This window comes from Stenotrophomonas sp. 80084_Sma (genome assembly GCF_056481995.1).
The window spans coordinates 2,882,010-2,905,651 of sequence record NZ_CM151177.1; the positions used below are offsets into that span (position 1 = coordinate 2,882,010).

General features: G+C 66.7%; 23 protein-coding genes. 6 read left to right on the top strand and 17 right to left on the bottom strand.

Annotated elements, in window-relative coordinates:
- Window positions 1-132 precede the first annotated feature (132 nt).
- Complete coding sequence (locus tag ACZK3W_RS13345) at window positions 133-570, top strand: DUF3806 domain-containing protein (protein ID WP_197616799.1); 438 nt, start codon at window positions 133-135, stop codon at window positions 568-570.
- A 115-nt stretch (window positions 571-685) separates the two neighbouring features.
- Here ACZK3W_RS13345 and ACZK3W_RS13350 read toward each other — a convergent pair whose 3' ends face one another.
- Complete coding sequence (locus ACZK3W_RS13350; protein WP_197616801.1) at window positions 686-1,846, bottom strand: amidohydrolase; 1,161 nt, start codon at window positions 1,844-1,846, stop codon at window positions 686-688.
- A gap of 182 nt (window positions 1,847-2,028) precedes the next feature.
- On the opposite strand from ACZK3W_RS13350, the gene ACZK3W_RS13355 reads away from it, so the two are divergent.
- Window positions 2,029-2,670: a hypothetical protein gene (locus tag ACZK3W_RS13355; protein WP_111150827.1), complete on the top strand. Its 642-nt coding sequence runs from the start codon at window positions 2,029-2,031 to the stop codon at window positions 2,668-2,670.
- Window positions 2,671-2,699: 29 nt separating this feature from the next.
- Here the strand turns inward: ACZK3W_RS13355 and ACZK3W_RS13360 are convergent, their stop codons facing one another.
- Window positions 2,700-3,326 (bottom strand): hypothetical protein, encoded by a 627-nt coding sequence (locus ACZK3W_RS13360; RefSeq protein ID WP_005410025.1) that lies wholly within the window; start codon window positions 3,324-3,326, stop codon window positions 2,700-2,702.
- Between the two features lie 110 nt (window positions 3,327-3,436).
- Entirely contained in the window at window positions 3,437-6,163 is a 2,727-nt protein-coding gene (locus ACZK3W_RS13365) for a TonB-dependent receptor plug domain-containing protein (protein WP_478450013.1), read from the bottom strand.
- 219 nt (window positions 6,164-6,382) lie between these two features.
- On the opposite strand from ACZK3W_RS13365, the gene ACZK3W_RS13370 reads away from it, so the two are divergent.
- Window positions 6,383-6,982: a GNAT family N-acetyltransferase gene (locus ACZK3W_RS13370; RefSeq protein ID WP_071229112.1), complete on the top strand. Its 600-nt coding sequence runs from the start codon at window positions 6,383-6,385 to the stop codon at window positions 6,980-6,982.
- On the opposite strand, the gene ACZK3W_RS13375 is transcribed toward ACZK3W_RS13370, so the two are convergent.
- Together ACZK3W_RS13375 and ACZK3W_RS13380 are read right to left on the bottom strand one after the other, a co-directional pair.
- Window positions 6,979-7,755, bottom strand: a complete 777-nt coding sequence (locus ACZK3W_RS13375; protein ID WP_197616803.1) for a CDP-diacylglycerol diphosphatase — start codon at window positions 7,753-7,755, stop codon at window positions 6,979-6,981. The genes ACZK3W_RS13370 and ACZK3W_RS13375 overlap by 4 nt on opposite strands.
- Before the next feature lie 67 nt (window positions 7,756-7,822).
- Window positions 7,823-8,479, bottom strand: coding sequence for a decarboxylase (locus ACZK3W_RS13380; RefSeq protein ID WP_197616805.1), 657 nt, complete (start codon window positions 8,477-8,479; stop codon window positions 7,823-7,825).
- 171 nt (window positions 8,480-8,650) lie between these two features.
- On the opposite strand from ACZK3W_RS13380, the gene ACZK3W_RS13385 reads away from it, so the two are divergent.
- Window positions 8,651-8,947 (top strand): I78 family peptidase inhibitor, encoded by a 297-nt coding sequence (locus ACZK3W_RS13385; protein WP_006373100.1) that lies wholly within the window; start codon window positions 8,651-8,653, stop codon window positions 8,945-8,947.
- 96 nt (window positions 8,948-9,043) lie between these two features.
- On the opposite strand, the gene ACZK3W_RS13390 is transcribed toward ACZK3W_RS13385, so the two are convergent.
- The 8 genes from ACZK3W_RS13390 to ACZK3W_RS13425 all read right to left on the bottom strand — a co-directional run bounded on the left by ACZK3W_RS13390 (window position 9,044) and on the right by ACZK3W_RS13425 (window position 17,365).
- Window positions 9,044-9,928 carry a hypothetical protein gene (locus ACZK3W_RS13390; RefSeq protein ID WP_197616807.1) on the bottom strand — a complete coding sequence of 295 codons (885 nt, stop codon included), beginning with the start codon at window positions 9,926-9,928 and terminating at the stop codon, window positions 9,044-9,046.
- Between the two features lie 131 nt (window positions 9,929-10,059).
- The gene (dld, locus tag ACZK3W_RS13395) at window positions 10,060-11,766 is read right to left on the bottom strand and encodes a D-lactate dehydrogenase (RefSeq protein ID WP_180837658.1); all 1,707 of its coding nucleotides are present in this window, start codon (window positions 11,764-11,766) and stop codon (window positions 10,060-10,062) included.
- Window positions 11,763-12,902, bottom strand: coding sequence for an FMN-dependent L-lactate dehydrogenase LldD (gene lldD / locus ACZK3W_RS13400; protein WP_180837659.1), 1,140 nt, complete (start codon window positions 12,900-12,902; stop codon window positions 11,763-11,765). Before lldD ends, dld begins: the two co-directional genes overlap by 4 nt.
- 4 nt (window positions 12,903-12,906) lie before the next feature.
- Window positions 12,907-13,671 (bottom strand): transcriptional regulator LldR, encoded by a 765-nt coding sequence (lldR, locus tag ACZK3W_RS13405; protein WP_012480578.1) that lies wholly within the window; start codon window positions 13,669-13,671, stop codon window positions 12,907-12,909.
- A gap of 53 nt (window positions 13,672-13,724) precedes the next feature.
- Window positions 13,725-15,383 (bottom strand): L-lactate permease, encoded by a 1,659-nt coding sequence (gene lldP / locus ACZK3W_RS13410; protein ID WP_197616809.1) that lies wholly within the window; start codon window positions 15,381-15,383, stop codon window positions 13,725-13,727.
- Between the two features lie 222 nt (window positions 15,384-15,605).
- Complete coding sequence (locus tag ACZK3W_RS13415; protein WP_005410036.1) at window positions 15,606-16,058, bottom strand: MgtC/SapB family protein; 453 nt, start codon at window positions 16,056-16,058, stop codon at window positions 15,606-15,608.
- Window positions 16,059-16,217: 159 nt separating this feature from the next.
- Entirely contained in the window at window positions 16,218-16,976 is a 759-nt protein-coding gene (locus tag ACZK3W_RS13420; RefSeq protein WP_049398446.1) for an SDR family NAD(P)-dependent oxidoreductase, read from the bottom strand.
- A 95-nt stretch (window positions 16,977-17,071) separates the two neighbouring features.
- On the bottom strand, window positions 17,072-17,365 hold the full coding sequence (locus tag ACZK3W_RS13425; RefSeq protein WP_125894599.1) for a hypothetical protein: 294 nt from the start codon (window positions 17,363-17,365) through the stop codon (window positions 17,072-17,074).
- 57 nt (window positions 17,366-17,422) lie between these two features.
- On the opposite strand from ACZK3W_RS13425, the gene ACZK3W_RS13430 reads away from it, so the two are divergent.
- Window positions 17,423-18,376, top strand: a complete 954-nt coding sequence (locus ACZK3W_RS13430) for a helix-turn-helix domain-containing protein (RefSeq protein WP_197616811.1) — start codon at window positions 17,423-17,425, stop codon at window positions 18,374-18,376.
- Here the strand turns inward: ACZK3W_RS13430 and ACZK3W_RS13435 are convergent.
- The 4 genes from ACZK3W_RS13435 to ACZK3W_RS13450 form a co-directional block, all read right to left on the bottom strand.
- A complete protein-coding gene (locus ACZK3W_RS13435) occupies window positions 18,362-18,487 on the bottom strand; it encodes a hypothetical protein (RefSeq protein WP_478450014.1) in 126 nt (41 codons plus the stop codon). The two genes, ACZK3W_RS13430 and ACZK3W_RS13435, sit on opposite strands and share 15 nt — an antisense overlap.
- A gap of 189 nt (window positions 18,488-18,676) precedes the next feature.
- The gene (locus ACZK3W_RS13440) at window positions 18,677-20,587 is read right to left on the bottom strand and encodes a CocE/NonD family hydrolase (RefSeq protein WP_197616813.1); all 1,911 of its coding nucleotides are present in this window, start codon (window positions 20,585-20,587) and stop codon (window positions 18,677-18,679) included.
- 219 nt (window positions 20,588-20,806) lie between these two features.
- Window positions 20,807-21,193, bottom strand: a complete 387-nt coding sequence (locus tag ACZK3W_RS13445) for a DUF4440 domain-containing protein (RefSeq protein ID WP_197617181.1) — start codon at window positions 21,191-21,193, stop codon at window positions 20,807-20,809.
- Entirely contained in the window at window positions 21,193-22,551 is a 1,359-nt protein-coding gene (locus ACZK3W_RS13450) for an MFS transporter (RefSeq protein WP_197617179.1), read from the bottom strand. The genes ACZK3W_RS13445 and ACZK3W_RS13450 overlap by 1 nt, the downstream gene beginning before the upstream one ends.
- Window positions 22,552-22,656: 105 nt before the next feature.
- On the opposite strand from ACZK3W_RS13450, the gene ACZK3W_RS13455 reads away from it, so the two are divergent.
- Window positions 22,657-23,553 carry a LysR family transcriptional regulator gene (locus tag ACZK3W_RS13455; protein ID WP_197617176.1) on the top strand — a complete coding sequence of 299 codons (897 nt, stop codon included), beginning with the start codon at window positions 22,657-22,659 and terminating at the stop codon, window positions 23,551-23,553.
- Window positions 23,554-23,642: the final 89 nt, after the last annotated feature.

Here is a 23,642-nt window from a genome sequence, read left to right on the forward strand (position 1 = left end):
CCACGGTAGATCCACGCCATGCGTGGATGCCTTTCGCGCATCACGCATCGAAACATGGTCACTCCGGCCGTATAGCGGGCAACAATCGCCCCGTAGAGTGCCGGTTGTTTCCGTGCCCCACGGCGCCCTTCCATGTCCGACGAAATCCCCACCCGCTTCGATCCCCTGCCTACAGCCCTGCAGACGCATCTGCAGCACCAGCGTTCGCTGATCGCCGCGCGCGTGGCCGCCGGCTTTCCGACGTTGCCGGTGCAATGGCCGCTGGCGGCCACCACGCTGCAGCGCGTGGTCGATGCCGAGCTGATCGACCGTGATGACGGCGATGGCTGGGAAGCGCTGGGCGTGGCGTTCGGTGACACCCTGGCCCAACGCGTGCCGGGCCTGGCCTGGATGCAGGTCACCGATGCCTGGGGCATCGACGCGGTGCTGCGCTATGCCGACAGCAGCCTGCAGATCGGCGCCAGCACGCTGCTGCTCAAGCGCGTCGAGCAGGGCGAGATCATCGACATCGCCCATCTGCTGGCGTGGCTTGAGGAATTCATCGCCACCCGCGCCGACGATTACGCCTGAAAAGCTGCCGAGCATGGCTCGGCGCAACCGGAACTGGCGTGGCGTCGTGGGTAGATCCACGCCATGCGTGGATGGAACCACCGCGCGGCCACATTCATCCACGCATGGCCTGGATCTACAGCCAACGGCCATCAACCACCACGCGGCGCTCCACCGGCACTCCGGCCACGGCGGCCGGGCCGTGGTCGGCACGCACGGCCACGAATGTGGCCGGATGCCCTTCCACAAGACCGTACTGCGGCAACCCGATCACCTGCGCGGCATGGGTGGTCACCATGTCCAGCGCCAGCATCAGGTCGGCATCGGTATGGAAGCCGGAGCGGTAGCCCAGCAGCATCGCCCGCTGCAACAGATCGCCGTTGCCATACGGCCACCAGCAGTCACGGATGTTGTCGTTGCCCGCGAACACGCGCACACCGGCATCATGCAGCGCGCGCAGCGGCGGGAATGGATGATCCCCCGGCGCGTTGCTCATGATCGCCACACCCGCCGTCGCCAGCGCCTCGCCCACCTGCAGCGCGCGTGCCAGCGGCACCTCGCCCAGCGAATAGGCATGGCTGACCGCCACCCGACCCTGCAGGCCAGCGGCCCGGGTGCGCGCGGCGATGCGCAGCAGCTGCGCCAGACCGGTTTCGCCGGGCTCATGCAGATGGATGTCCAGCTGAACGCCGTAACGCTCGGCCAAGCCGAACAGCAGCGCCAGCTGGCCTTCGGCATCACCGTCGAGCGTGGTCGGGTCGATGCCGCCGAGCACCTCCACGCCCGCAGCAAGGGCCTGCTCAAGCACCGCAGCGGTACCAGCGCAGGACATCACCCCGGCCTGTGGGAACGCCACCAGCTGGATGCGCATGATGTCGGCACAGCGCAATGCGGCCTCGCGTACCGCCTCCAGGTGGCGCAGGCCGGTGCTGCCATCGATATCGACATGGCAGCGCATTGCCACTGTGCCGAAGCCGCTGCATTGGCGGATCAGCGCCTCGGCGCGATCGACCATCGGCGCCGCAGCCGCCACTGCCGCCTTTTCCACCGCCAGCCGTTCACGCAGGCTGTTCACCGGCTGGTGCGGGTGCCAACGGTCGCCGACGAAACTCTTGTCCAGGTGGATATGGCCGTCGACCAGCCCGGGCAGCACCGCAAAGCCCTGCAGGTCGATGCATTCCGCCGCGTCGGCCGGCGCGGCCTCGCCATTGAGCCCGCTGATGCGGCCATCACGGATATGGAAATGCAGTGGCGCACCGTCGCGGTCGACACCGCCATGGACGAACTGGAGGGTCATCGGGAACTCCCGGAATGCCAAGAATGGCGCCATCGTGCGCCTCGCCGCAGCCATCGGCCAACGAAATATCTGGATGGCACGCATTCACCAGAACGATGACTACCCTGCGACAACCGGTCGCAGCCACGCCGTGCACACCCCTGAACGGGTAACATGGGCGCCTGTTTCCGCTGTGATGCCGCATGGGCCCGTCCGACCGCCACGATCGTCTCCGCCGCTGGCAGGCCGCGTCCCTGCTTGCCGCCGCCCCGATCGCCAGCCTGTCCGCCACTGATGCGGCGGCCGCTGCGCCGCTGCAGTCGCCGCCGGGCCAGCAGCGCATTGCCCCGGCTGCACTGGTCGAGCGCCTGCACCAGCGCGTGCTGTCCGGGCAGAGCGCCACTGCCACGCTGGAACACTGGTGCGCCGAGCACGGCCTGGCCGAACAGGCGCGGGTGCGTGCAGTGCGCGTACACGGCCAGGACAAGCCTGCCCCCGCCGACGTGCTGCAGGCGCTGGGTGTGAAGCCGGGTGCCGAGCTGCGCTATCGCCGCGTGCAGCTGGTCTGCGGCAGCCGCGTGCTGTCCGAGGCCGACAACTGGTACCTGCCCGGCCATCTCAGCCCGGCCATGAACCAGGTGCTGGACAGCACCGACGAACCCTTCGGTCGCGTGGTCGGCCCGCTCGGTTTCCAGCGCCAGACCTTGGCTGACCAGACGTTCTGGCCGCCGCGGGGCGAAGGCGACCGCGGCGTGATCCTTGAAGTGCGCGCCCTGCTGCGCGACCGCCAGCAGCAGCCCTTCAGCTACGTCATCGAGTCATACCTGCTGCAGGCGCTTCCGTAACGCGCCGTGGCGCCGGTCATCCGCCGGTGCTACGGGCCCGCGATGCCGTTGGCGGCCGGGTCCACCGAGAACACGAAACGCCCACCGCGCTGGTCCCTGCCCCGTGTCATCGGCGCGGTGGTAAGGCTGTAGACCGGGGCCGCCTTGTCCATGCCGATCGCCTCGGACCAGGCACTGAAATCCTCATCGGTACGGCTGCGGATCTCGCCAACGCACAGGCTGTAGCCGCAGGCAAAAGACACCAGCGTGCCGTCGTTGCCGATGAGCCGGGTCGCGGCCGTCCTGTAGAGCCGGGTCAGGTCCTGCACTTCCGGGTGGCCGGCCGCATCGCGCTCGAACTGGCTGATCGCCTGCGCGAAGGCCTTGTCGGAACCCAGCACCGCCTCGCTCTTCTGTGCGGACACCGCACCCTCGTTCAGCAGCATGCGCTCGCCCTCGAGGAAGTGACCCTCCGGTTGCGCGAGCCCAGGGGCAGCCGTCGTGGTACTCGATGCCGTTGGCACGCGCGCTGATACAGCATCGGTCGCGGGGTTGGAAAGGGACGGCGCAGGCGCGGCATTGGCCACCTCCGCGGCATCCTCCACGCTGGCCGCCTGCCTGCCACTGCAACCTGCAATGGCCAGCACGGCAATCACGCTCCACCCCCTGACATCCATGCGCATCCTCCTCCGTGTATCGCCACAGCATGCCATGTGCGCGCCGGCAACACGGATGCACTGCACAAAGAAAAGCCCGGCAATGCCGGGCCTTTCGTTCGCCTGCCGGATCAGCGGAACCGGTAGTCCAGCTGCACCCAGTACTGGCGGCCATACGGGTCGTAGTTGCCGACCGGGTAGAACGGCCAGCCGCCACCGTTCTTGTCCGCCGGCGGGCGGCTGTCACGCAGGTTGTTGACGATCACGCCCACCGACAGGTTCTCGCCGAACTGGCGGAACACGCTGGCGTTGTAGGTCATGTACGGCGCGATGCGGCCACTGCCATCGGTCTTCGGCAGCGAGCCGAAGCGGTTGCCGTACAGCGTGGTGGTCCAGTCTCCCTGGTTCCAGGTGATGCTGCCGTTGGCCTTGCTGCGCCACTGGTAGTCATCCAGCGAATTGCGGATGTCACGCTCCGGATCATCGGAGAACTGCCGGTACTTGTGCTCCAGCACCACGGTGTAGGCCAGGCGCGTGGTGAAGCGGCCATAGCGACCGGCATCGAAACGCCAGTTGCCCTTCAGGTCCAGGCCGCGAACCGATTCAGAGGCGGCGTTGATCGGGTTGATCAGCACACGGGTCACCTGGTCCGGCTGCACGGTTGCATTGGACGGGTTGCGGATCACACGCGACAGCGCGTCCTGGCACAGCGGTGAGCCGATGTCACGCGCTTCGCCGCCCAGCGTCTTTCCCAACCGGCAATCGGCCTCGTCGCGCAGGATGCGGCTGGTATCGAGGCTGGTCACCTCGTTGTCGATGCGGATGTCGTAGTAATCGGCACTGAAATCCAGGCCAGCCAGCGGCGACCAGACCACGCCGAAGCCATACGACTTGGCCGACTCCGGCTGCAGCTGCGGGTTGGCACGGTTGCTGTAATCGATCGACAGGCCGTTGTAGTCGCAGTTGTCATACGACTGGCCTGCGGTGCGGCAGCGCCAGTAGTCGGTCATGCCCGGGTTGTAACCACGCGTCTCGGTCGCGAACACGTAGTTCATGTCCGGCGCCCGGAAGCTGGTGGCAGCGGTACCACGGATCAGCAGGCTCTCGATCGGCCGGAACTCGACGCCGAAGCTCCAGGTCGCCTTGCCGATGTGCTCACCACCGGCACGGTACTGGTCATAGCGCCCGGCCAGGGTTGTGGTCAGCGACTGCAGCAGCGGCAGCTGCAGCTCCACGCCGGCAGCATAGCGGTCGCGCTCGCCACCGGCACCAATACCGGCGCTGGTGTTCCAGAATTCACCGGTGCCCAGTCGGGGGTCCGGTCGATTGCGATAGCCCTGGCTACCAGCCTCGACCACCGCGGCCAGCGCAGCGTCGCCACCGGGCAGTGCGAACAGCCGGCCGTTGACGCTGGCGCTGAAGGTCTGCAGCCACGCCGCGTTGCGGCTCTCCTGGTAGCCGGACAGGCTCTGGTACTCGTTCGGGCTCAGCGGCTGGAACAGGCGCGCCGGATCCGGCGCATAGACCTCTACACCATTGCGCACGCCCAGCTTCGGGCCAAGCAGGTATTCGTTGATCCCGGCCAGCAGCACCGGGCGGCGGGTGCGGTTCTCGTAACGCGAACGGCTGTAGACCGCCTCATAGTCCCAGCCACTGTCGCCGATCTGGCCGCGCGCGCCGACGTTGAATGACCACGAATTTTCCAGGAAACGATTGGCATTGCGCGGCAGGCCACCGATTTCCTCGGGCGCAAAGCGGCGGTACCAGCTTTCCAGGTTGCCGGTGGTCTGGTTGTAGAAGTAGTTGCGGGCCGAGGTCCAGGTGGGCGCACGGGTGTTGTTGGTGATGCGTGCGCTGCCCACGGCCAGATCGGCGAACAGGTCGGTGGTCTCGTTGACGTGGAAGGTCAGCAGGCCGTAGCCGTTGAGGTTGCGCTTCTCGGTCTGCACCGTCCAGTAGCTGGCGGCGGCCTCGTTGCTGCCGCAATACCAGCCCTGGCGCGGGTTGAAGGCACGGAACACGCTGCCGCCATAGATATCCGACGCCGCGTCGCAGCCATTGGCGCCCGGATCGATGTTGCGACCGGTAGCGGCGTTGCGGCGATACGCGATCGCGGTCGCCTGCGGCGCCTTGCCGGCGGGGTCATCATCCAGCGAGTCCATGAAATCGCGCTGGCGCGCATGGATCGCCTTGCGCACATCGAACTCGAAGCCGAACAGCGCATCCCAGCGCTCGCCGGAACTGCCACCAACCACCTGCGCGCGCTGGTTGTCGCCACCGCCCTGCTGGGTGCCGCCGGCCCGCACGTTCACGTCCACACCCTCAAAGCGGTCCTTGAGGATGATGTTGACCACGCCGGCGATCGCATCGGAGCCGTATACCGCCGACGCACCTGCCGCCAGGACCTCGATGCGCTCGATCAGCGCACTGGGAATGTTGGCCAGGTTGACCACGTTCACCGACCCTTCGTAGGCCAGCGGGTAGTCGGCCTGACGGCGGCCGTTGACCAGCACCAGCGTGCGGTTCGGGCCCAGCCCGCGCAGGTTGATGGTGTTGGCAGCCGGGGTGAAGGTGTTGCCGAAGTCCTCGCCCTGTACGTTGCCGGTGTTCTCGGTCAGCGCGCTCAGTGCGTCGAAGGCATTGCGGTAGCCCTGCGCATCGATCTGTTCGCGGCTGATCACCGTCACCGGCGACGGGCCCTCGACACTGGCGCGTGGAATGCGCGAGCCGGTGACCTTCACTTCCTGCAATGTGGTGGGTGCGCTTTCCTGCGCGAAGGCCGGCATCGAGACCAGCATCAGGGACGACAGTGCGAGCACCAGCGGACGCGGGCGCAGCGCCTTGTGGGAGGCGGACATGGGCTTCCTGGGGAGTTGGGCGGGTGGTGGTACGGGGGCAGCGGCCTGTACGGCGCATAACGATCCCGTAACGAAAGTGTCCTGAATGGGGGGTTTCAACGGAAATGACCAGGCCTGATGGCCTTATGCCTGAACCGAATCAGACCCGCAGTGCCATCCACCACACTTTTGCAATGTTTTGAATGGTGCAGGGCTGCAGGCATGGCCATCGTGCCCGGGATGATGACCCCGTACCCCACTTCCCTCCTTCCCCCATTGCGCCCGGTGCTGCGCCGTCACCTGCTGCAGCTGCAGGCCGCACCGGTCACCCTGCGCCCTTTCCAGCGTGCCGACCTGCCGCGCTGGCGCCTGTTCGATGACCGCCGCCGGCGCGGCCGCCGCGATCCGTCCGTCATCGATGAGGAAGCGCGCTTCCTCGCCCACATGCATCGCTCACGCCTGGAACAGGACAACGACCAGCTGCTGCTGGGGGTGTTCGATGACGAGCACGGCAACGTACTGGACCAGCTGCACGTACGGCTGCAATCACTACACGCGCGCAGCGCCGAACTGCTGTCGCTGCAGCATTGGCACCCGCATGCCGACGCGGCGCTGCAGGCGCTGTGCCCGTTCCTGTTCGAGGACGTCGGCCTGCATCGCCTGTTCGTGATGCTGCCACCGGACTGCAGTGATCCGTTCGCCACCGCGCTGCGGGCCTTCGGCTTCGAGCAGGAAGGCCTGCTGCGCGACCATCATCTGGATCTGGATGGCTGGCAGGATCGCCAGCTGCTGGCGCTGACCGCACCCATGTGGCGGAGCAAGCACAGGATGCTGGACTAGCGCACCCGCTCCAGCGCGTTGCCGGCACCGGTCAGCACCGAGCAGGCGTGGTCCTGCAGCTCTTCGGCGCTGGCCTCGTTGCCGGTGCCCGCGTCCACACGGGTGGCCAGCAGGATGAAGCCCGGGACGCCCTGCACGGTGTCCCGGCCCGCCACAACCAGGCTCCACTGGCCGACGTCGTCCACGCCTGCGAGTTCGTAGGCCAGCAGATTGAGCGGATTGGCGGTCAGTTCTGCGCCCGGCAGCAGGCGTGCCTGGTACTGATGGCCGCGCAGCAGCCCCGGCAGCGGTGTCCACTGGCTGCCCAGAGCGGCAGCATGCGTGTCCAGCGCCTGCAGCACGTCGGCACGCAGGCAATCCACATGAATATGCAGCTGATGTTGCGAGCGGCCATGCGGTGAATTCAGCGCCAGGCTGGCGACGTTGCGCGGCAGCGGTTGGCCCAGCGCCCGTTCGGTGTGGGTGCGGGCCAGCCAGGCCGCGCCGAAGTAGTTGGGTGCACCACGCTGGTACAGGCTGCGGCTCTCGATGCCGCTGACCTTGTCCAGCGGCATCAGCAGGAACTGGTAGTCGCCGTGCGCGTCCTTGACCAGCACATCGCGGCGGTCTGCTGCCGTCTCCACCCGCAGGCAATCGCCACGCGGGCCTTCGGCTCCCTGGCAGTCACGTTCAATCAATCGCCACAATGCATCGGAATGGGCCGGCGGCGGAGGCGCGCTGGCACAGGCAGACAACAGCAGCAGGGACGACAGCAGGAAGGGGCGCAAGGACACGGCACGACTCACGGAGCAGGCACGGCAGACAGCGCCGCGCTGCATTCTAGCCAGTGCAACGCTGCAATCAGTAGGTGCCGAACGGCACTTCAACCACGATCGGGGCGGCACCCTCGCCGGCCTGCAGGCTGTAGCGGTCCAGCGCGCCATCGTCATCGGCGTGCGGCTGGCGCTGGAAATGCAGCGGGTAGCGGCTGTCCCCCAGGCGCACGGCACTGCCGTCGGCCTCCAGCGCGGCACCTTCCGGAATCAGCAGACCGCCCAGGTCGCTGTAGGCGCCAGGTACATCGGCGAAGCTGTAGTCGGCCAGCTCGTCCACCCGCTGCATCGCATAGACGTGCGGCACATAGGGTCGTGCAGGGCTACGGCCATTGCTCAGGTCCGTCACCCAGGCCTGCGGCAGGTGGTACTCCCCGCGCAGCGCAGCGACGCCCAGCGAGGGGCTGGCCACCTGCAGGCAGCACACCGCCCGCTTGCCCTCGCGGTCGAGGATGGCGAAACGGTCGCCGCGGGTGGCCGCCTGCGGCAGCATGGCGAAGGCCAGGTTACGCTGGGCCGGCGCGTAGCCGGATTCGGTCTGCAGGTTGCGCCAGGCGCCGAATACCGGGGTTTCGACCGGCGCGGGTTCCGGATCGGCAGCGGAGGCGGCAAACGCCATGCCCAGCAACGACAACACCAGCGCCGTCATCGTCTTGTCCTTGCCGCGGAAACTGCCTGCCGTCATACCGTATCCAACACCTGCGCCGGAAAGGCCCGGCCTGCCCGCTGGCGTACTGCCAGCCATTGCTCCCACTATGCAATGACCACGCTGTGCCGGCAATGACCGGGGCGCTGACGCCTTTCGCACGCTCGGTGCTATCGTTCCCGCCATCGTCCCCTGCGCAGGAGCGCTCGCATGTCTGCATTCCGTCTGTCCCTGTTGCTGCCGGCCTCCGCCCTGCTGCTGTCGGCCTGCGTCAGCACCCCTGGCCCGGAAGTCAAAGGCAGTGGCCGCTGCGACGCCAGCCAGCTGGGCTGGGCGATCGGCCAGCCGGCCAACGAGCCCAACATCCGTCGCCTGTCCCGCGAGAGCGGTGCCGGCCTGGTCAACCCGATCGGCCCCAGCACCATCACCACCAAGGACATCCGCCCGGACCGCCTGCGCGTGTTCGTGGACAAGGACAACATCATCACGTCCACCCGCTGCGAGTAAGCGCGGCAGCAGGCTTTTGTAGAGTCGAGCCATGCTCGACTGGCTTTTCGGATGGGTCGCGCAGAAAACCAGTCGAGCATGGCTCGACTCTACATTTCAGGGTTCGGTATATCCCGCACAATCCGGCAGCGCCTGGTCGGGGTGGAATACCCCATCGCTGAAGCGGAACAGCCGCGTGTAGGTGCACGCCGGGTCCTGCTCGGTGCGCAGATCCTGCTTCTTCAACGGCCCCTTGGCCAGCGAATCCTCGAAGCGCGAAACACCGGCCGGGAACCGGGTCGCCACGGTCTGGTAGCGCAGCACCGGCATGCCCTCGGCGACCGTATCCAGCGCCAGCTTCGCCGAGAAGCCGTATTCGTCATGGCAGGCACCTGCGCGCTGCTTGATGTCCTGTTCGCTGAAACAGGCGCGGATCATCGCATTGCCCAGCCATGGCACGGTCAACACGTCGTCGTCCACCTGGATGTCGTCCTGCAGGTGGCGCACGCGTGCCAGTTGCAGCGTGGACGCGTCGGCACCTCCACCGGAGTACATGGCGCTGAACGTGACGATGCCACCCAGCAGCACATTCTGGCGGGCGCGCTGCTGCGGGTCGGTCACCGGTTCATCGCTGCCCACGCCAGGTGCCAGCCGCACGATCCACGGCCACAGCGACAGCTCGCTTTCCTGCGGCACGTCGATGCTGACGTGGTAGGTGTGTGGCGTGCCCTGGCCCGGTTCCTTCTCAAGTACTTCCAGCACGGTCGGCCGGTCACCATCTTTGGCAACCGGCTGCACGCGCACGCACCAGATGCCGTCCCGCGTGCACTCGTAGAGCCCCACCGGCCCCGTCTCATTGGCGATCAGCACCTGCCCCAACGGCTCCATCACGTTGCCCGCAGCGTCACGCTGCTGCGGCAGGATCGAGCCCTGCGTCAGCGCCAGCATCGGGGTGGCCAGCAGTGCAACGCACACGGTCGTGCGGGCAAGGACGGGGGGCATGGATGAGATTCCTGCTCGTGGAATCCAGATGGTAACCGCTGCTCCGGTAGAGTCGAGCTTGCTCGACTGTGCCTGTCGGGAATTGCAGCCGAGCATAGGCTCGGCTCTACAGTAAAGCCACGTTGTATCCGTCAATGCCCACTACAGTCGCAGCCACCCCACCCTTTCGCCTTCGATGTCTGGCCGATGCCCGGATTGAACGTATTGCTCGGATCCAGCTGCCTGTAGAACCCGGCCAGCGCCGGCTTGGCCGGGTACAGGTGGCCGACGTTGTGCTCGGCTGGATACTCGGCGCCACGCTGGTCCAGCAACGCCCACATCGCATGCTCGATCGCCATCGGGTCTTCGCCTTTGCGCGCGATGTAGTCCTGGTGGAACACGTGGCACAGGAAGTGCCCGTAATACAGCTTGTGCAGCAGGCGGCCATCGATATCGACCGGCAGCTGCTCGAACCAGTCGGCATCATCGCGGCGCAGGGCGATGTCCAGCGCGACGATGTCCTGCACCTGGTCGCGGTGTACCTCGCGGTAGCGCACCGCGGCGCCGGCCACAGCGAAGCGATGCAGGAACGCCTTGCGCCCCTCATCGGCCGTGCAGTGGAAGTAGCCGCCCTCATGGTCGGCGAAGAAGCCGCGCAGCCATGCCTCGGTTTCCGCGGCGTCCTGCGCGGAGACCTTCAGCAGCAGATGATGCTCGTAGCGCTGGCGGAACTCGCCCATGCGCTTGGGCAGGTGCGAGGGCAGCAGGCCGGTCAGCACCTGCATCACCCGGTCGGTCACGCCGCGCAGGCCCAGCCGCTCGAACCAGCCATCAACCCGGCTCTTCAATGCGAAGGCGGCCGGCACGCGGGCGGTGCCGAGGCGGTCGATCAACAGGAAGCTGTCCTTGCCGTAGCGTTCGCCGATGTCATAGGCATCGCGGTGGATATACTCGCCGGCAATCGGCAGGCGTTCGAAGCCGGTCAGCAGCTGGCGCCGGATCGCGGTCAGGCTGTCGGTGCGGTTACTGCCGATATAGAAGACCTCGGCGGCCTCCTTCTCGAAGGTATCCAGGCGCACCGCGAATACTGCCAGCTTGCCGGCAGACCCCGCTGCCTCGAAGTGGCGGCTGGGGTCGGCATTGAAGCGTGCTGGCGTATCGGCATCGACCCGGCGCACTTCCTCGGCGTAGCGTGGATCGGAGGCGGCGCGGCCATCGCCGTCCCCAACGTCGGCAGCACGGTAGTCACCCGCCTGCACGCGCTGCAGGATCTGCTCGGGCGTATCGCCCAGCGCGATGCCCAGATGGTTGACCAGCTGCAGCTGGCCCTGCGCATCGACCTGCGCATACAGTGCCAGCTCGGTGTAGGCCGGGCCACGGCGCACCAGCGCGCCGCCGGAGTTGTTGCAGATGCCACCGAGTACCGACGCACCGATGCAGGACGAGCCGATCACCGAATGCGGTTCGCGGCCGAGCGGTGCCAGCGTCTGCTCCAGGCGGTCCAGCGTCGCGCCAGGCAGGCACAGCACCTGGCGGCCCTCGTTCAACAGCTGGATGCCGGTCAGGCGCAGCGTGCTGACCAGCACGATCGGACGCCCATAGTCGTTGCCATCCGGGGTCGAGCCACCGGTCAGGCCGGTGTTGGCCGCCTGCAGGATGATCGCTGCCCCGCCCTGCACCGCCGCCTGCAGCACACGCCACAGCTCCAGCAGCGTCCCCGGGCGCACCACCGCCAGCACCGGGCCGTCGCCGAAACGGTAGCCACGGCGGAAACGGCGGGTGGCCTTGTCGCCGGTCAGTACATGGCGGTTGCCGACCGCATCGCGCAACTGCGCCAGCACGGCATCGTGGCCACTCACGGCAGGTTGACCAGCGAATCGCGGCCGATGTCAGCGATGCGGCGCGCACCGGTCAGTGTCATCGCCACGCGCATTTCCTTGGCAATCAGGTCCAGCAGGTTGGCCACGCCCGCCTCGCCCTGCGCTGCAAGTGCATAGACGAAGGCACGGCCCAGCAGCACGGTATCGGCACCCAACGCCAGCATGCGCACCACGTCCAGGCCGGTGCGGATGCCGGAATCGGCGAGGATCTTCAGGTCGCCCTGCACCGCATCGGCAATCGCCGGCAATGCACGCGCGGTGGACAGCACGCCGTCGAGCTGGCGGCCACCGTGGTTGGAGACCACGATGCCATCGGCGCCGAACTTGACCGCATCACGTGCGTCATCCGGGTCGAGGATGCCCTTGATCACCATTGGGCCCTTCCAGAACTCGCGGATCCACTCCAGGTCCTTCCACGAAATGGAGGGATCAAAGTTGCTGCCCAACCAACCGATGTAATCCTCCAGCCCGGTCGGGTTGCCGCGGTAGGTGGAGATGTTGCCCAGATCATGCGGGCGGCCGAACAGGCCCACGTCCCACGCCCAGTGCAGGTGGGTGATGGCCTGGCCGATGCGGCGCAGCGAGGCATTCGGGCCGCTCATGCCCGAGTGGGCATCGCGGTAGCGCGCACCCGGCACCGGCATATCCACGGTGAACACCAGGGTGGTCACGCCCGCGGCCTGCGCCCGCTCCAGCGCGTTGCGCATGAAACCACGGTCGCGCAGTACATACAGCTGGAACCACATCGGCCGCTGGATGGCCGGTGCCACTTCCTCGATCGGGCACACCGATACGGTGGACAGGGTGAACGGGATGCCGTGGCTGTCGGCGGCGCGCGCCGCCTGCACCTCGCCGCGCCGGGCATACATGCCGGTCAGGCCGACCGGGGCGAGCGCCACCGGCATTGCCAGCGTTTCGCCGAACAGTTCGGTTTCCAGGCTCAGGTCGGACATGTTGCGCAGGATGCGCTGGCGCAGCGCGATGTCGGACAGGTCGGAAACGTTGCGCTTCAGCGTGTGCTCGGCATACGCGCCGCCATCGATGTAGTGGAACAGGAACGGCGGCAGCCGGCGTTGCGCTGCGGCACGGTAATCGGTGGAGGCGGAGATGATCATGGGGTCAACCGTGTGGGGAAGGTAGACGCGAGGCCCGCGCACGCCGGGCTTCGTTGTCATCGAGGGTGCGCAGCGTGGTGTGCACGAACTCGAGGTGGGCATGCGCGGCGGCGCGCGCGCGTTCGGGGTCGCCGGCCAGCACCGCGTCCATCATCTCGCGGTGCTGGTCGGACAACGGCGAGAAGGTCCTCGCCGAGGTGTAGAGCTTTTCGCGGCTCTGCGAGATGTTGGTCTGCAGCAGTTCGAACAGCCCGCGCATCACCTGCAGCAGCACGAGGTTGTGCGAGGCCTCCGCGATGGACAGGTGGAAGGCCGCGTCGGCCTCCGCTTCGCCGGTGGGGTCATCCTTGCCGTGCGCGTCCATCATGGTCTGGAACGCCTGCGCGATGCGCGTACGATCCTCATCGGTGGCGCGCAACGCTGCATGCCAGGCGGTGGCACCTTCCAGCGCGTGGCGGATCTCCAGCACGTCGAAGCGGTATTCCGGGTCGCCCTGGAACAGCGGCAGGTACGGCGCCAGCGGTTCATCCAGCGCCTGCCGCGCGCGCGCCGCGGGTTCGGCCACGTAGGTGCCGCCTCCGACCCGTGCGGTCAGCAGGCCCTGGCTGGCCAACTGCGCGATGGCCTCGCGCAGCGCCGTTCGCGAGACCCCCAGCTGCACCGCCAGGGTGCGTTCGGCCGGCAGCCGGTCACCCGGCTGCAGCCGCTGTTCCTGCACCAGGCCGCGCAGCTGCGCGGCCACCTTGTCCGAAATACGTTGCGTGCTCATGGCGTCATTGTGGCCCGAAGCGCGCAGCGGGTGGTCGGCCTGCCGTGCATGGCTCAGGGAATCATCCAGGTCAGCCAGTAAGCCTGGGCCAGGGTGATCAGGCCGACCATCGTGGTGAAGATCAGGCTGTGCTTGACCGTGAAACGGAACAGGTCCGATTCCTTGCCGGCCAGGCCGACCGCCGCGCAGGCAATGGCGATCGACTGCGGCGAGATCATCTTGCCGGTCACGCCGCCAGTGGTGTTGGCCGCCACCAGCAGCACGTCGGACACGCCGATCTGCTGCGCGGTGGTGGCCTGCAGTGCCGAGAACAAGGCATTGGACGAAGTATCCGAGCCGGTCAGGAACACGCCCAACCAGCCTAGGAACGGCGAGAAGAACGGGAACGCATCACCGGTGTGCGCCAGTGCCAGCGCCAGCGTCGCCGACAGGCCCGAGTAATTGGCGATGAAGGCGAAGGCCAGCACCATGCCGATCGAGTAGATCGGCATGCGCAGCTCACGCACGGTCTCACCGAAGGTCTGCAGCGCCGAACGGGCCGGCATGCGCAGCGCGATGATGGCGATCACCGCGGCGAGGATGATCGAGGTGCCGGTGGCCGAGAACCAGTCGAACTTGTAGATCGCCTCGTAGCTGAGCGGTGCATCCACGATCGGCGGCATCTTCTGCACCCTCTGGTCCAGCCCCGGCACCGGGATCTTCAGCACCCAGCTTTCCAGCGGGCCGCCCGCCGCGAACAGCGATTTGAACGGTTTGATGCTCCACAGCGTGACCATCGCGGTGAGGATCAGGAACGGCGACCACGCCTTGGCGATCTGGCCGACGCTGTAGCGCGGCGCCTCCAGTGCCTGTGCGGCCGCCTCGGCGCTGGTTTCGGTATCGAAACGGAAGATCCGCACCGGCTTCCAGCGGCGCAGGAACAGCGTCAGGCAGACCAGCGAGGCCAGCGACGCGGTGATGTCCGGCAGCTCCGGGCCGATGAAGTTGGAGGTCAGATACTGCGCGATGGCGAACGAGCCACCGGCCACCAGCACTGCCGGCCAGGTTTCCTTGATGCCGCGCCAGCCATCCATGATCGCCATGATCCAGAACAGCACGATGATCGTAAGGAACGGCAGCTGGCGCCCAGCCATCTGGCCGATCTCGAAGGCATCCAGACCGGTGACCTGCCCGGCCACGATGATCGGAATGCCCATCGCACCAAAGGCGACCGGCGCGGTGTTGACGATCAGGCACAGGCCGGCGGCATACAGCGGTTTGAAGCCCAACCCGACCAGCAGTGCCGCGGTGATCGCCACCGGTGCACCAAAACCGGCTGCACCCTCCAGGAAGGCACCGAAGGCGAAGCCGACCATCAGCATCTGCAGCCGCTGGTCCTCGGTGACCGACAGGATCGAGGCGCGGATGATGTCGAACTGCCCGGTCTTCACCGAGACCTTGTACAGGAACACCGCGCCGATGATGATCCAGGCGATCGGCCACAGGCCGTAGACGAAGCCATACCCGGCCGCGCCCAGCGCCTGCGCCAGTGGCATGCGGTAGAACAGCAGGGCCACGCCCAGCGCGATGGCCACGGTGATCGTGCCGGCGAGCCAGCCCTTCATGCGCAGCACGGCCAGGGCGACGAAGAAGAACGCGATCGGCAGCAGCGCGATCAGGCTGGACAACCACAGGTTGCCGGCGGGGTCGTACAGGTGTTGCCAGGGCTGCATGAGGGCTCTCGACTGGGGCGGGATGTGCTCCACCGCAGGCGGTGGGTCGCCATGGTCGTCGATTATTGGTATTACCAATAATGATTTCGATCAGACCACTTGCAGCGGATTTAACCGCCGCTCCGGCGAAGCGCCTATTAGACCATAGGGCTAGATGCCATATTGGTCCGACCATTTAGATCCCGTGATAGTGCCGGCCGCTTGCCGGCAATTCGAGATTCCCTACGAAATCCGCTTCTCCAACCGCCGCATCACCGCCAGCACCAGCACGCACAGCACGCTCACCCCGATGGCAATCACGTACTTGCCGATGCCCACGGCGATGCCGATGGCCGCCGCCATGATCAGCGAGCTGGCCGTGGTCAGGCCGCTGACCTGATCCTCGCGTGACCCACGCAGAATGGTGCCGGCGGCAACGAAGCCGACGCAGGCGACCACGGCTTCGATCAGGCGCACCGGGTCGACCTGCAGCAGGTCGCGGTAACGCTCCTGCTGGAAGTGCTCTGCCACTGAATCGCCGAGTCCAACAATCAGCGCAGCAGCGCCGGCAATCAGCATGTGGGTGCGCAGGCCCGCAGCGTGCTTGCCCATCTCGCGCTCGACACCGAGCACGCCGCCGAACAGCATTGCTGCGGCCACGCGCAGCAGGATCGAGACATCCTGGGTGAGTTCCATGGGCAGGCTCCGGGCGTTTCCCGGAGCGTTGCTCGGCAGCCGTGGGATGGCGGTGAAGACGATGGCACGCCCTCTTCACCGCATGCTTCACCGCGTGCGCTCATCCACGCATGGCCTGGATCTACTGGCCATCGCCATACGTAACCTTCACGCACTCGATCATTGCGCCAGATAACCACCATCGATCGCATAGTATGTGCCGGTCGCGAACGAGGCGTCGTCGCTGGCCAGCCAGGCAACCAGCGCCGCCACTTCCTCGGCCGTGCCCAGCCGCTTCAACGCGTGGCGGCCTTCCAGCGTGGCGCGCACCTTGGGGTCCATCTTCTCCAGCAGTGGTGTGCTGATGAAGCCCGGGCCGACCGCGTTGACACGGATGCCGTCGGCTGCATGCTCCCAGGCGGCGGTCTGGGTCAGCCCGACCACGCCGTGCTTGGCCGCCACGTACGCGGTGGAACCGGCATAGCCCACCTGGCCCAGGATCGAGGCCATGTTGATGATGCTGCCACCGGTTCCGGCCGTACGCATCGCCTGGATCTGCGCACGCTGGCACAGGAACACACTGGTGAGGTTGACGTCGATTACCCGCTGCCAGCCATCGATCGGATAGTCACCGCTGCTTGCGGCCGGCCCGCCGATACCGGCGTTGTTGACTGCCACATGCAGGCCGTCGAGTTCCTTGATCGTGCGCTGCACCGCCGCCTCCACGGCCGCGTCGTCTGTAACGTCCAGCGCAATGCCGATGGCCTGTGCACCGGCACTGCGCAGCTGCGTCACGGTGGCATCGACTGCATCCTGCTTCAGGTCCCAGACCGAAATACGGGCACCGGATGCGGCCAGCGTCTGCGCCACGGCCAGGCCGATACCGGACACGCCGCCGGTCACGATCGCGGTCTTGCCGGTGAGCTGGTAGTCAATCATCTGCGTTCTCCATCAGTGGGGGTATCGATGTGACCTGCAATGGCCAACCGCCCCACCCTACGCGCCCGCTCGTGATGGCCCGGCCGACATCGCGTCTACGGGTGATCGTTCCAGCCATGAAACCTCAACTCAAGTTGATGTATGGAATTGCGTACGGATATGCATGCAAAACGCTGGCGTATGTTCGGCGGCATTTTCACTTTGGCCGTAATCGTCAATCGTTTTGACCATATTGAAATCAAAAGCGCGCGAATCAAGGCGACAATGGGAAACGTTTCCAGTTTCTTCGACACATTCCATTCAACCTGGTGTTCCCCCACCATCCAGCGTGCCCACGCCCCTGCTTCCCAGCATGTCTGCACGGGTAACGACGGGATCTGCATCTGCATTGCAGAGCGCGTGGGCGAGGTAATGCCAGCGTCCACCTCCAAAGCACGTGCCGAGCGATGTCCCGATATTTCACTTTTGCTGATTACCGCCGCTTCGGCCACCGCCATGGCTTCGATTACCGCGCCGACCCGGAACACCTGCGTGACGACCAGTGGGCCGGCCATGGCGAGGTCAACGAGCAGTTCCTGCGCGGCGGCATGAGCCTGATCGCCTCCGACGTCCATAATCGCTTCCCTTATGTCGCCACCGCCCAGCAGAGTCCCGGCCTGGCCATCCGCGTGATGCTGCAGGGCGAGGTCGATGTGCGCATTCCGCGACGCGGTGGTTTCACCCTGCGTGCTGGTACGGCGATGACCGCGCACCACCGCGAACAGGTTGAGATGACGGGTGCGCATCCTGGCGAAACGCGCATGCGCGGCGTCAGCGTGATGGTGCCCGGCCAGATCGATCCGGACCTGTTCCAGCTGCCACAGTTGGAGACCGCGCTCAACACCCACCTGGAATGCCGCCACTGGGCCATTCCGCATACCCTGCTGCCGGTGCTGGGCCAGCTGTTCGAAAGCCCATGGGAGGACGGCATCGACGCGTTGTGGCGCGAAGGCGTCGCACTGCAGCTGCTGGCTGTTGGGCTGAAGGCCGAGGATCTGCAGACCGATCATGTGCGAACGCTGCGGGCTGGCCAGCGCGAGCGCCTGGAGCGCGTGCGTGCCTACCTGCATGACGATCCCAGCCACGCGCATAGTCTGATCGAACTGGCCCAGCTGGCCTGCATGAGCCCAAGTTCGCTGCGCCGTCATTTCGCCCAGCAGTACGGCTGCTCGGTGTTCGACTACCTGCACGAACAACGCATGCGCCACGCCGAGCAGGGCCTGCGCGAGGACGGCTGGACTGTCGAGCAGGCTGCGGCCGCCAGTGGTTACCGCCACCCCAGCAACTTCGCGGCTGCATTCCGCAAGCGTTTCGGCCTGGTACCCAGCCGCTGGCGCACCGGACCCTCAAAGGTCGGATAGCAGCTTCTGCTTCACGCCATCACGGATGCCGGCCAGCGGACGGCACGACCGCAGCCGCCTGAATCGACCTGCAATGGCTTCGCTCTGGTAGGTGTCGACCTTGGTCGACACGCTTTCACACCATCCCAGATGCCGGCAAGCGGCCGGCACGATCGCGGCCGCCTGAATCGAACTTCCATGGCTCCGCTCTGGTAGGTGTCGACCTTGGTCGACACGCTCTCACACCATCACGGATGCCGGCCAGCGGCCGGCACGACCGCGCACCGCCGGGTATCGCGCACCCGGCGCACCCCATCAACCTCAATACACCGGCAGATCGATGTAACTGGCCTGCGCCGCGCTGTGCCAGACCCGCTGCGTGGCCTTCTGGTAATCGCCGGGCTTGGCCAGGTAGACGTTCGGCACGTAGGTCTGCGGGTTGCGGTCATACAGCGGGAACAGACTGGACTGCACCTGCACCATCACCCGGTGCCCCTTCTGGAAAGTGTGGTTGGCGTTGGGCAGGTCGAAGCGGTACGGCAGCACCTCGTTGGCGGCCAGCGGCTTCGGATCGCTGAAGCTCTCGCGATAGCGGCCACGGAAGATCGCCAGCGACACCGGCAGCTCGTGGCCGCCCATCTCCGGCGTCGACGCTTCCTGGTCCGGATACACGTCGATCAGCTTCACCACCCAGTCGCTGTCGGTGCCACTGGTCGACGCCTGCAGGTGCACTACCGGTGCGCCGCCGATGCGCAGCGGCGCGGTCAGCGGTTCGGTGATGAAGGTCAGCACGTCCGGGCGGCCATCAACGAAACGCTGATCCTTGACCAGCCAGGTGGTCCACATGTCGCGGTCACCGAAACGGACCGGGCGCGGCACGAACGGCACCGGCTTGGCCGGGTCGGACACGTATTCCTCGAAGTCGCCCTCGCCCGCCGCCGGTGCCTGGAACGCCAGCTTGCCGCCAGCACGCAGGTACAGCGGCTTGCTGCTGGCAGCACAACCCTTGTCGCAGCTGCGTGGCCAGCCCTTCAGGCGATCCCAGTGGTTCTCGCCGGTGTTGTATATCAGCACCGGCGGCGTATCCGCCTTCGGCGCACCGTCCACCAGGTACTGGTCAAAGAACGGCTTGAGCACATCACGGCGGAACTGCAGCGCGGTATCACCATCGAACTTCAGCGCGCCCAGCTCGCTGCCACTGTAGTTCACCTGGCTGTGCCGCCACGGCCCCATCACCAGATAGTTGCGATTGTTGCCGCTGTCGCGCCCTTCCATTGCCTGGTAGGCGTGGTTGGCACCCCACATGTCCTCCTGATCCCACAGACCCTGCAGCCACATGGTCGGCACCTTCAACGGTGTTTTCGCCATTACCGCGTCCAGCGCCTGGCCCTGCCAGAAGCCGTCATAGGCCGGGTGCTCCACCAGTTTCTTCCACCAGGTCAGCTGATCCACGCCGGTGAAACGCGCGTAGTCGCCAGCCGAACCGATACGCAGGAAGGTGCTGTAGTCATCGTAGCCGAGGCTGGGCAGCGGCGTGCCCTTGCCGCGCTTCTCGGTCTGCATCGCGAAGTAGTTGAAATTGACCTGGCGGAACGCGCCGTAGTTGAGCCAGTCGTCGCCCATCCAGCCATCCACCATCGGGCTCTGCGGCGCGGCCACCTTCAGCGCCGGGTGCGGGTCGGTCAGCGCCATCACCACGGTGAAGCCCTCGTACGACGAGCCGAGCATACCGACCTTGCCGTTGCTCTCCGGCACGTTCTTCACCAGCCAGTCGATGGTGTCCCAGGCGTCGGTGGAGTGGTCCACCTTGGTGTTGTTCAACGGTCCGCGCAGCGGCCGGGTCATCACGTAATCGCCCTCGGAGCCGTACTTGCCGCGGATGTCCTGGAATACGCGGATGTAACCGCCATCGACAAATACCTCGTCGCCCTGCGGCAGCAGGTCGCGCATGCGCGGCGAATCACTGCGGCTGGCGCGGCCGGCAGCATCGTAAGGCGTGCGGGTGAGCAGGATCGGGGCATTGCGCGCGCCCTTGGGCACCACGATCACCGTATACAGCTTGGTGCCATCGCGCATCGGCACCATCACCACGCGCTTGTCGTAGTCACGACCGACATCAGGGGCAACGAAGGGCTTGCCGCTGATGTCCGGGGTCATCGGCGGGGTTTCGGCGGCCAGCACTGTGCTGGACAGGCAAAGGGCAATGGCTACAGCGACGGCACGCACACGCATGGACAACCCCTCCCGGCAGGAAAGCCTCAAGCCTACTCCTGCCTTGAGCCGTGAAGTGTGTGCAGGCTTTGCATTCTGCGGTGGATGTGGGCAGGACTGATGGCACATGTGCGACCAGCTGCTGCGCTCGTCGGCAACCGGTAGTGCCGGCCGCTGGCCGGCAACTTCATCCACCTCGGGCACGGTACGCGGTTGCCGGCCAGCGGCCGGCACTACCGATCAGGCTGCCGTTACCTCATGCAGCGCCAGCCAGCGCCAACGCCCCTCTTCCTGCCGCAGCACCGCCAGCGATTCCCGCCATACGGGCTCGCCGCCATCGATCGCATGTCCTTCGCGATAGCGCAGCACCGCCAGCGGTGATGGCGCTTCCACCGCCTGCACGGCGTCGATGGAAATCTGCAGCCCTGGACGCGCGCCATGACCGCCCGCGAACAGTGCCTGCACGGCCTTTCGGTCCAGCCTGCGACCCGCGATGCCGACCATGCTGAAGTCCGCGCAGAAATGCGCCATCAGGTCCTCCAGCGCGTCGGTGCCGGCGTCGGCGCGGAACCAGGCCTGCAGCTTGTCGTGCAGGTGGTGGACTTCGTGTTCTGCGGTGGTATCCATCAGGTGTTCTCCGGTTGCGAAAGGGTGAGCAACTGCGGCCGGCGCAGCAACGCCATCGGCAGCAGGGTAAGTAGAGCGGCCAGACCCAGCGCCACGCCGGTGGCGCGGGCCGGCAGCCACTGCATGGCCAAGGCCAGCAGCAGCGCGATGGCCGCGGTGCCCAAGCAGAAGCTGAGCTGGCGATTGAGGTTCCAGAGCGCACTGGCATCGCCCAATGCTTCGCCCTCGACCCCATGGAAGGCCAGCGTCTGCGCCGTGCTGCTGCACAGGCTGCCGCCGGCGCCCATCAAGGCAAACAGCCATGCTGCAATGGCAAAGACCGGGTGTGGCAGCAGCGCCATCAACAGCAGGCCGCTGGCCTGCAGAAGCATGCCCGTACGCAGTACCGTGGCTGGTCCGAAGCGAGCCAGCAGGCGCTTGCTGGCCGTGATCGCAATGGCCGAGGCCAGCGCCCACGGCAGCATCAGCGCGCCGATGTGCGCGGCACTATAGCCGGCCTGGTGCAACTGCAGGGTACTGACCAGCTGGCTGCCGATGAACACACCGGGTACGGCCAGATAGATCAGCATCGCCAGGCGCAGCCCGCGATGGGACAGCAGCGACCAGCGCAGCAGTGGCTGCGCCTGCTGCCGTGCATGCCGCAGGTGAGCCGCCGCCAACAGCATTGCGATCAACAGCAGTACGGCACCGGCGGTCCGATGTCCGGGCTCGCCCAGCCAAGTCAACGCCAGCAGCAGCGCGCCCAGCGCCGCCATCGCGGTGGACAGCGCATAGGCCTGCAGGCGTGGCGCACTACGCGCGCCATCGGCCGGCATCCACGCCAGCACCAGTCCAATCGCCACCACGGCCAGCGGCAGGCTGGCCCAGAGCACACCGCGCCAGGACAACCACTGCACCAGCAGCCCACCGAGCGCAGGCGCCAGTGCCGGCACCAGCAGCGCCACCAGCAGGATGCGGCGGGTCAGCGCGCCACGCTGGTCAGGCGTGCACTGTCGGTACGCTGCCGCTTGTGCCACCGGAATCAGCAGGCCACCAGCCAGGCCCTGCAGCAGGCGCCAGCCCAACAGCCAGCCAATACCCGGTGCAGCCCCGGCCAACACTGCGGAGGCGGCGAACAGCAGCAACGCCACCAGCAGCAGGCGACGCTCACCGCAGCGTGCGGCCAGCCAGGGCGCCAGCGGAATCACCACGCTCAGGCCCAGCATGTAGGCGGTGCCGACCCAGGCCAGGGTACCGACGTCGGCATGCAGTTCCGCCGCCAGCGCCGGATAGGCCACCGTGGCGATGAACATGTTGACCAGATCCAGAGCGAACACCAGCAGGAAGATGGCCTCATGGCGCAGGCGGGGGGACGGCATCGGCGACGCTCCAGCAGGGAAGCGGCCAGCATGCCGTGCGGGCCTTGTTGGAAAAACACGACAGCAACTGCAACACTGTCAAATCTTCTTTGACAATGAATTGCCATGGTCAGCCTCGATCGCTTCGATATCTTCCGTGCAGTGGTCGAGGCCGGCAGCCTGACCGCTGCCGCCGATCGCCTGGGCCTGAGCCGTGCGGTGGTCAGCTTCAACCTGAAGCGGCTGGAGCAGGAGCTGGGCGTGACCCTGCTGCTGCGCAGTACCCGCCACCTGGCCCTGACCGAGGCCGGCGAACAGTTCCTGCAGCACTGCGTGCAGGCGCTGGACGCCGCACAGGCGGCGATCGATGCCGCCCGCCGCGACCAGCATCAGCTGCAGGGCGTGCTGCGCCTGACCACCACCCCAGAGTACGCCCAGCTGCGCCTGATTCCTGCGTTGGAGGCGTTCCGTGCGCGGCATCCGGCTCTGCAGCTGCATCTGTCGACGTCACCCGCGCCGGCGGACCTGATTCCCGAACGTTTCGACCTGGCGATCCGCCTCGGCCGCCTGCCCGATTCCGGCCTGCATGCCAGTGAGCTGGAACGGCACCCACTATGCGCGGTGGCGGCTCCGTCCCTGCTGGCACGCCTGCCCTCTGCCGATGCTGCCGATGACCCCGTGCAGCTGGGCACCCTGCCCCGCCTCGGCTACCCACGCCTGGCCGACGTGCCGGTGGTGGCACCGGATGGCAGCGACGCCCTGTTCGCCACCAACCCGGGCAATGCAGTTGTGCGCGTGGATGGTGCCAGCAGCCTGCGCGCCTTCGCCGTGGCCGGCGCCGGGGTCACCGTGCTGCCACGCTGGCTGATCGATGACGACCTGGCCCAGGACCGGCTGCGCCCGGTGCTGCGCCAGCACAGGTTCCCGCAGCAGAGCGTGTACGCGGTCTACCCGCACAGCACGCAGCCCTCACCGAAGGTGCGGCAGCTGATCGATTTCCTGCACGGGTGGTTTGTCACCTGAAAAAAGGGGACGGAGGGGATTAAGTCGTTTATGCATAAACGACTTAATCCCCTCCGTCCCCTTTTTGCATGGCCCCTTGCGGGGCCATG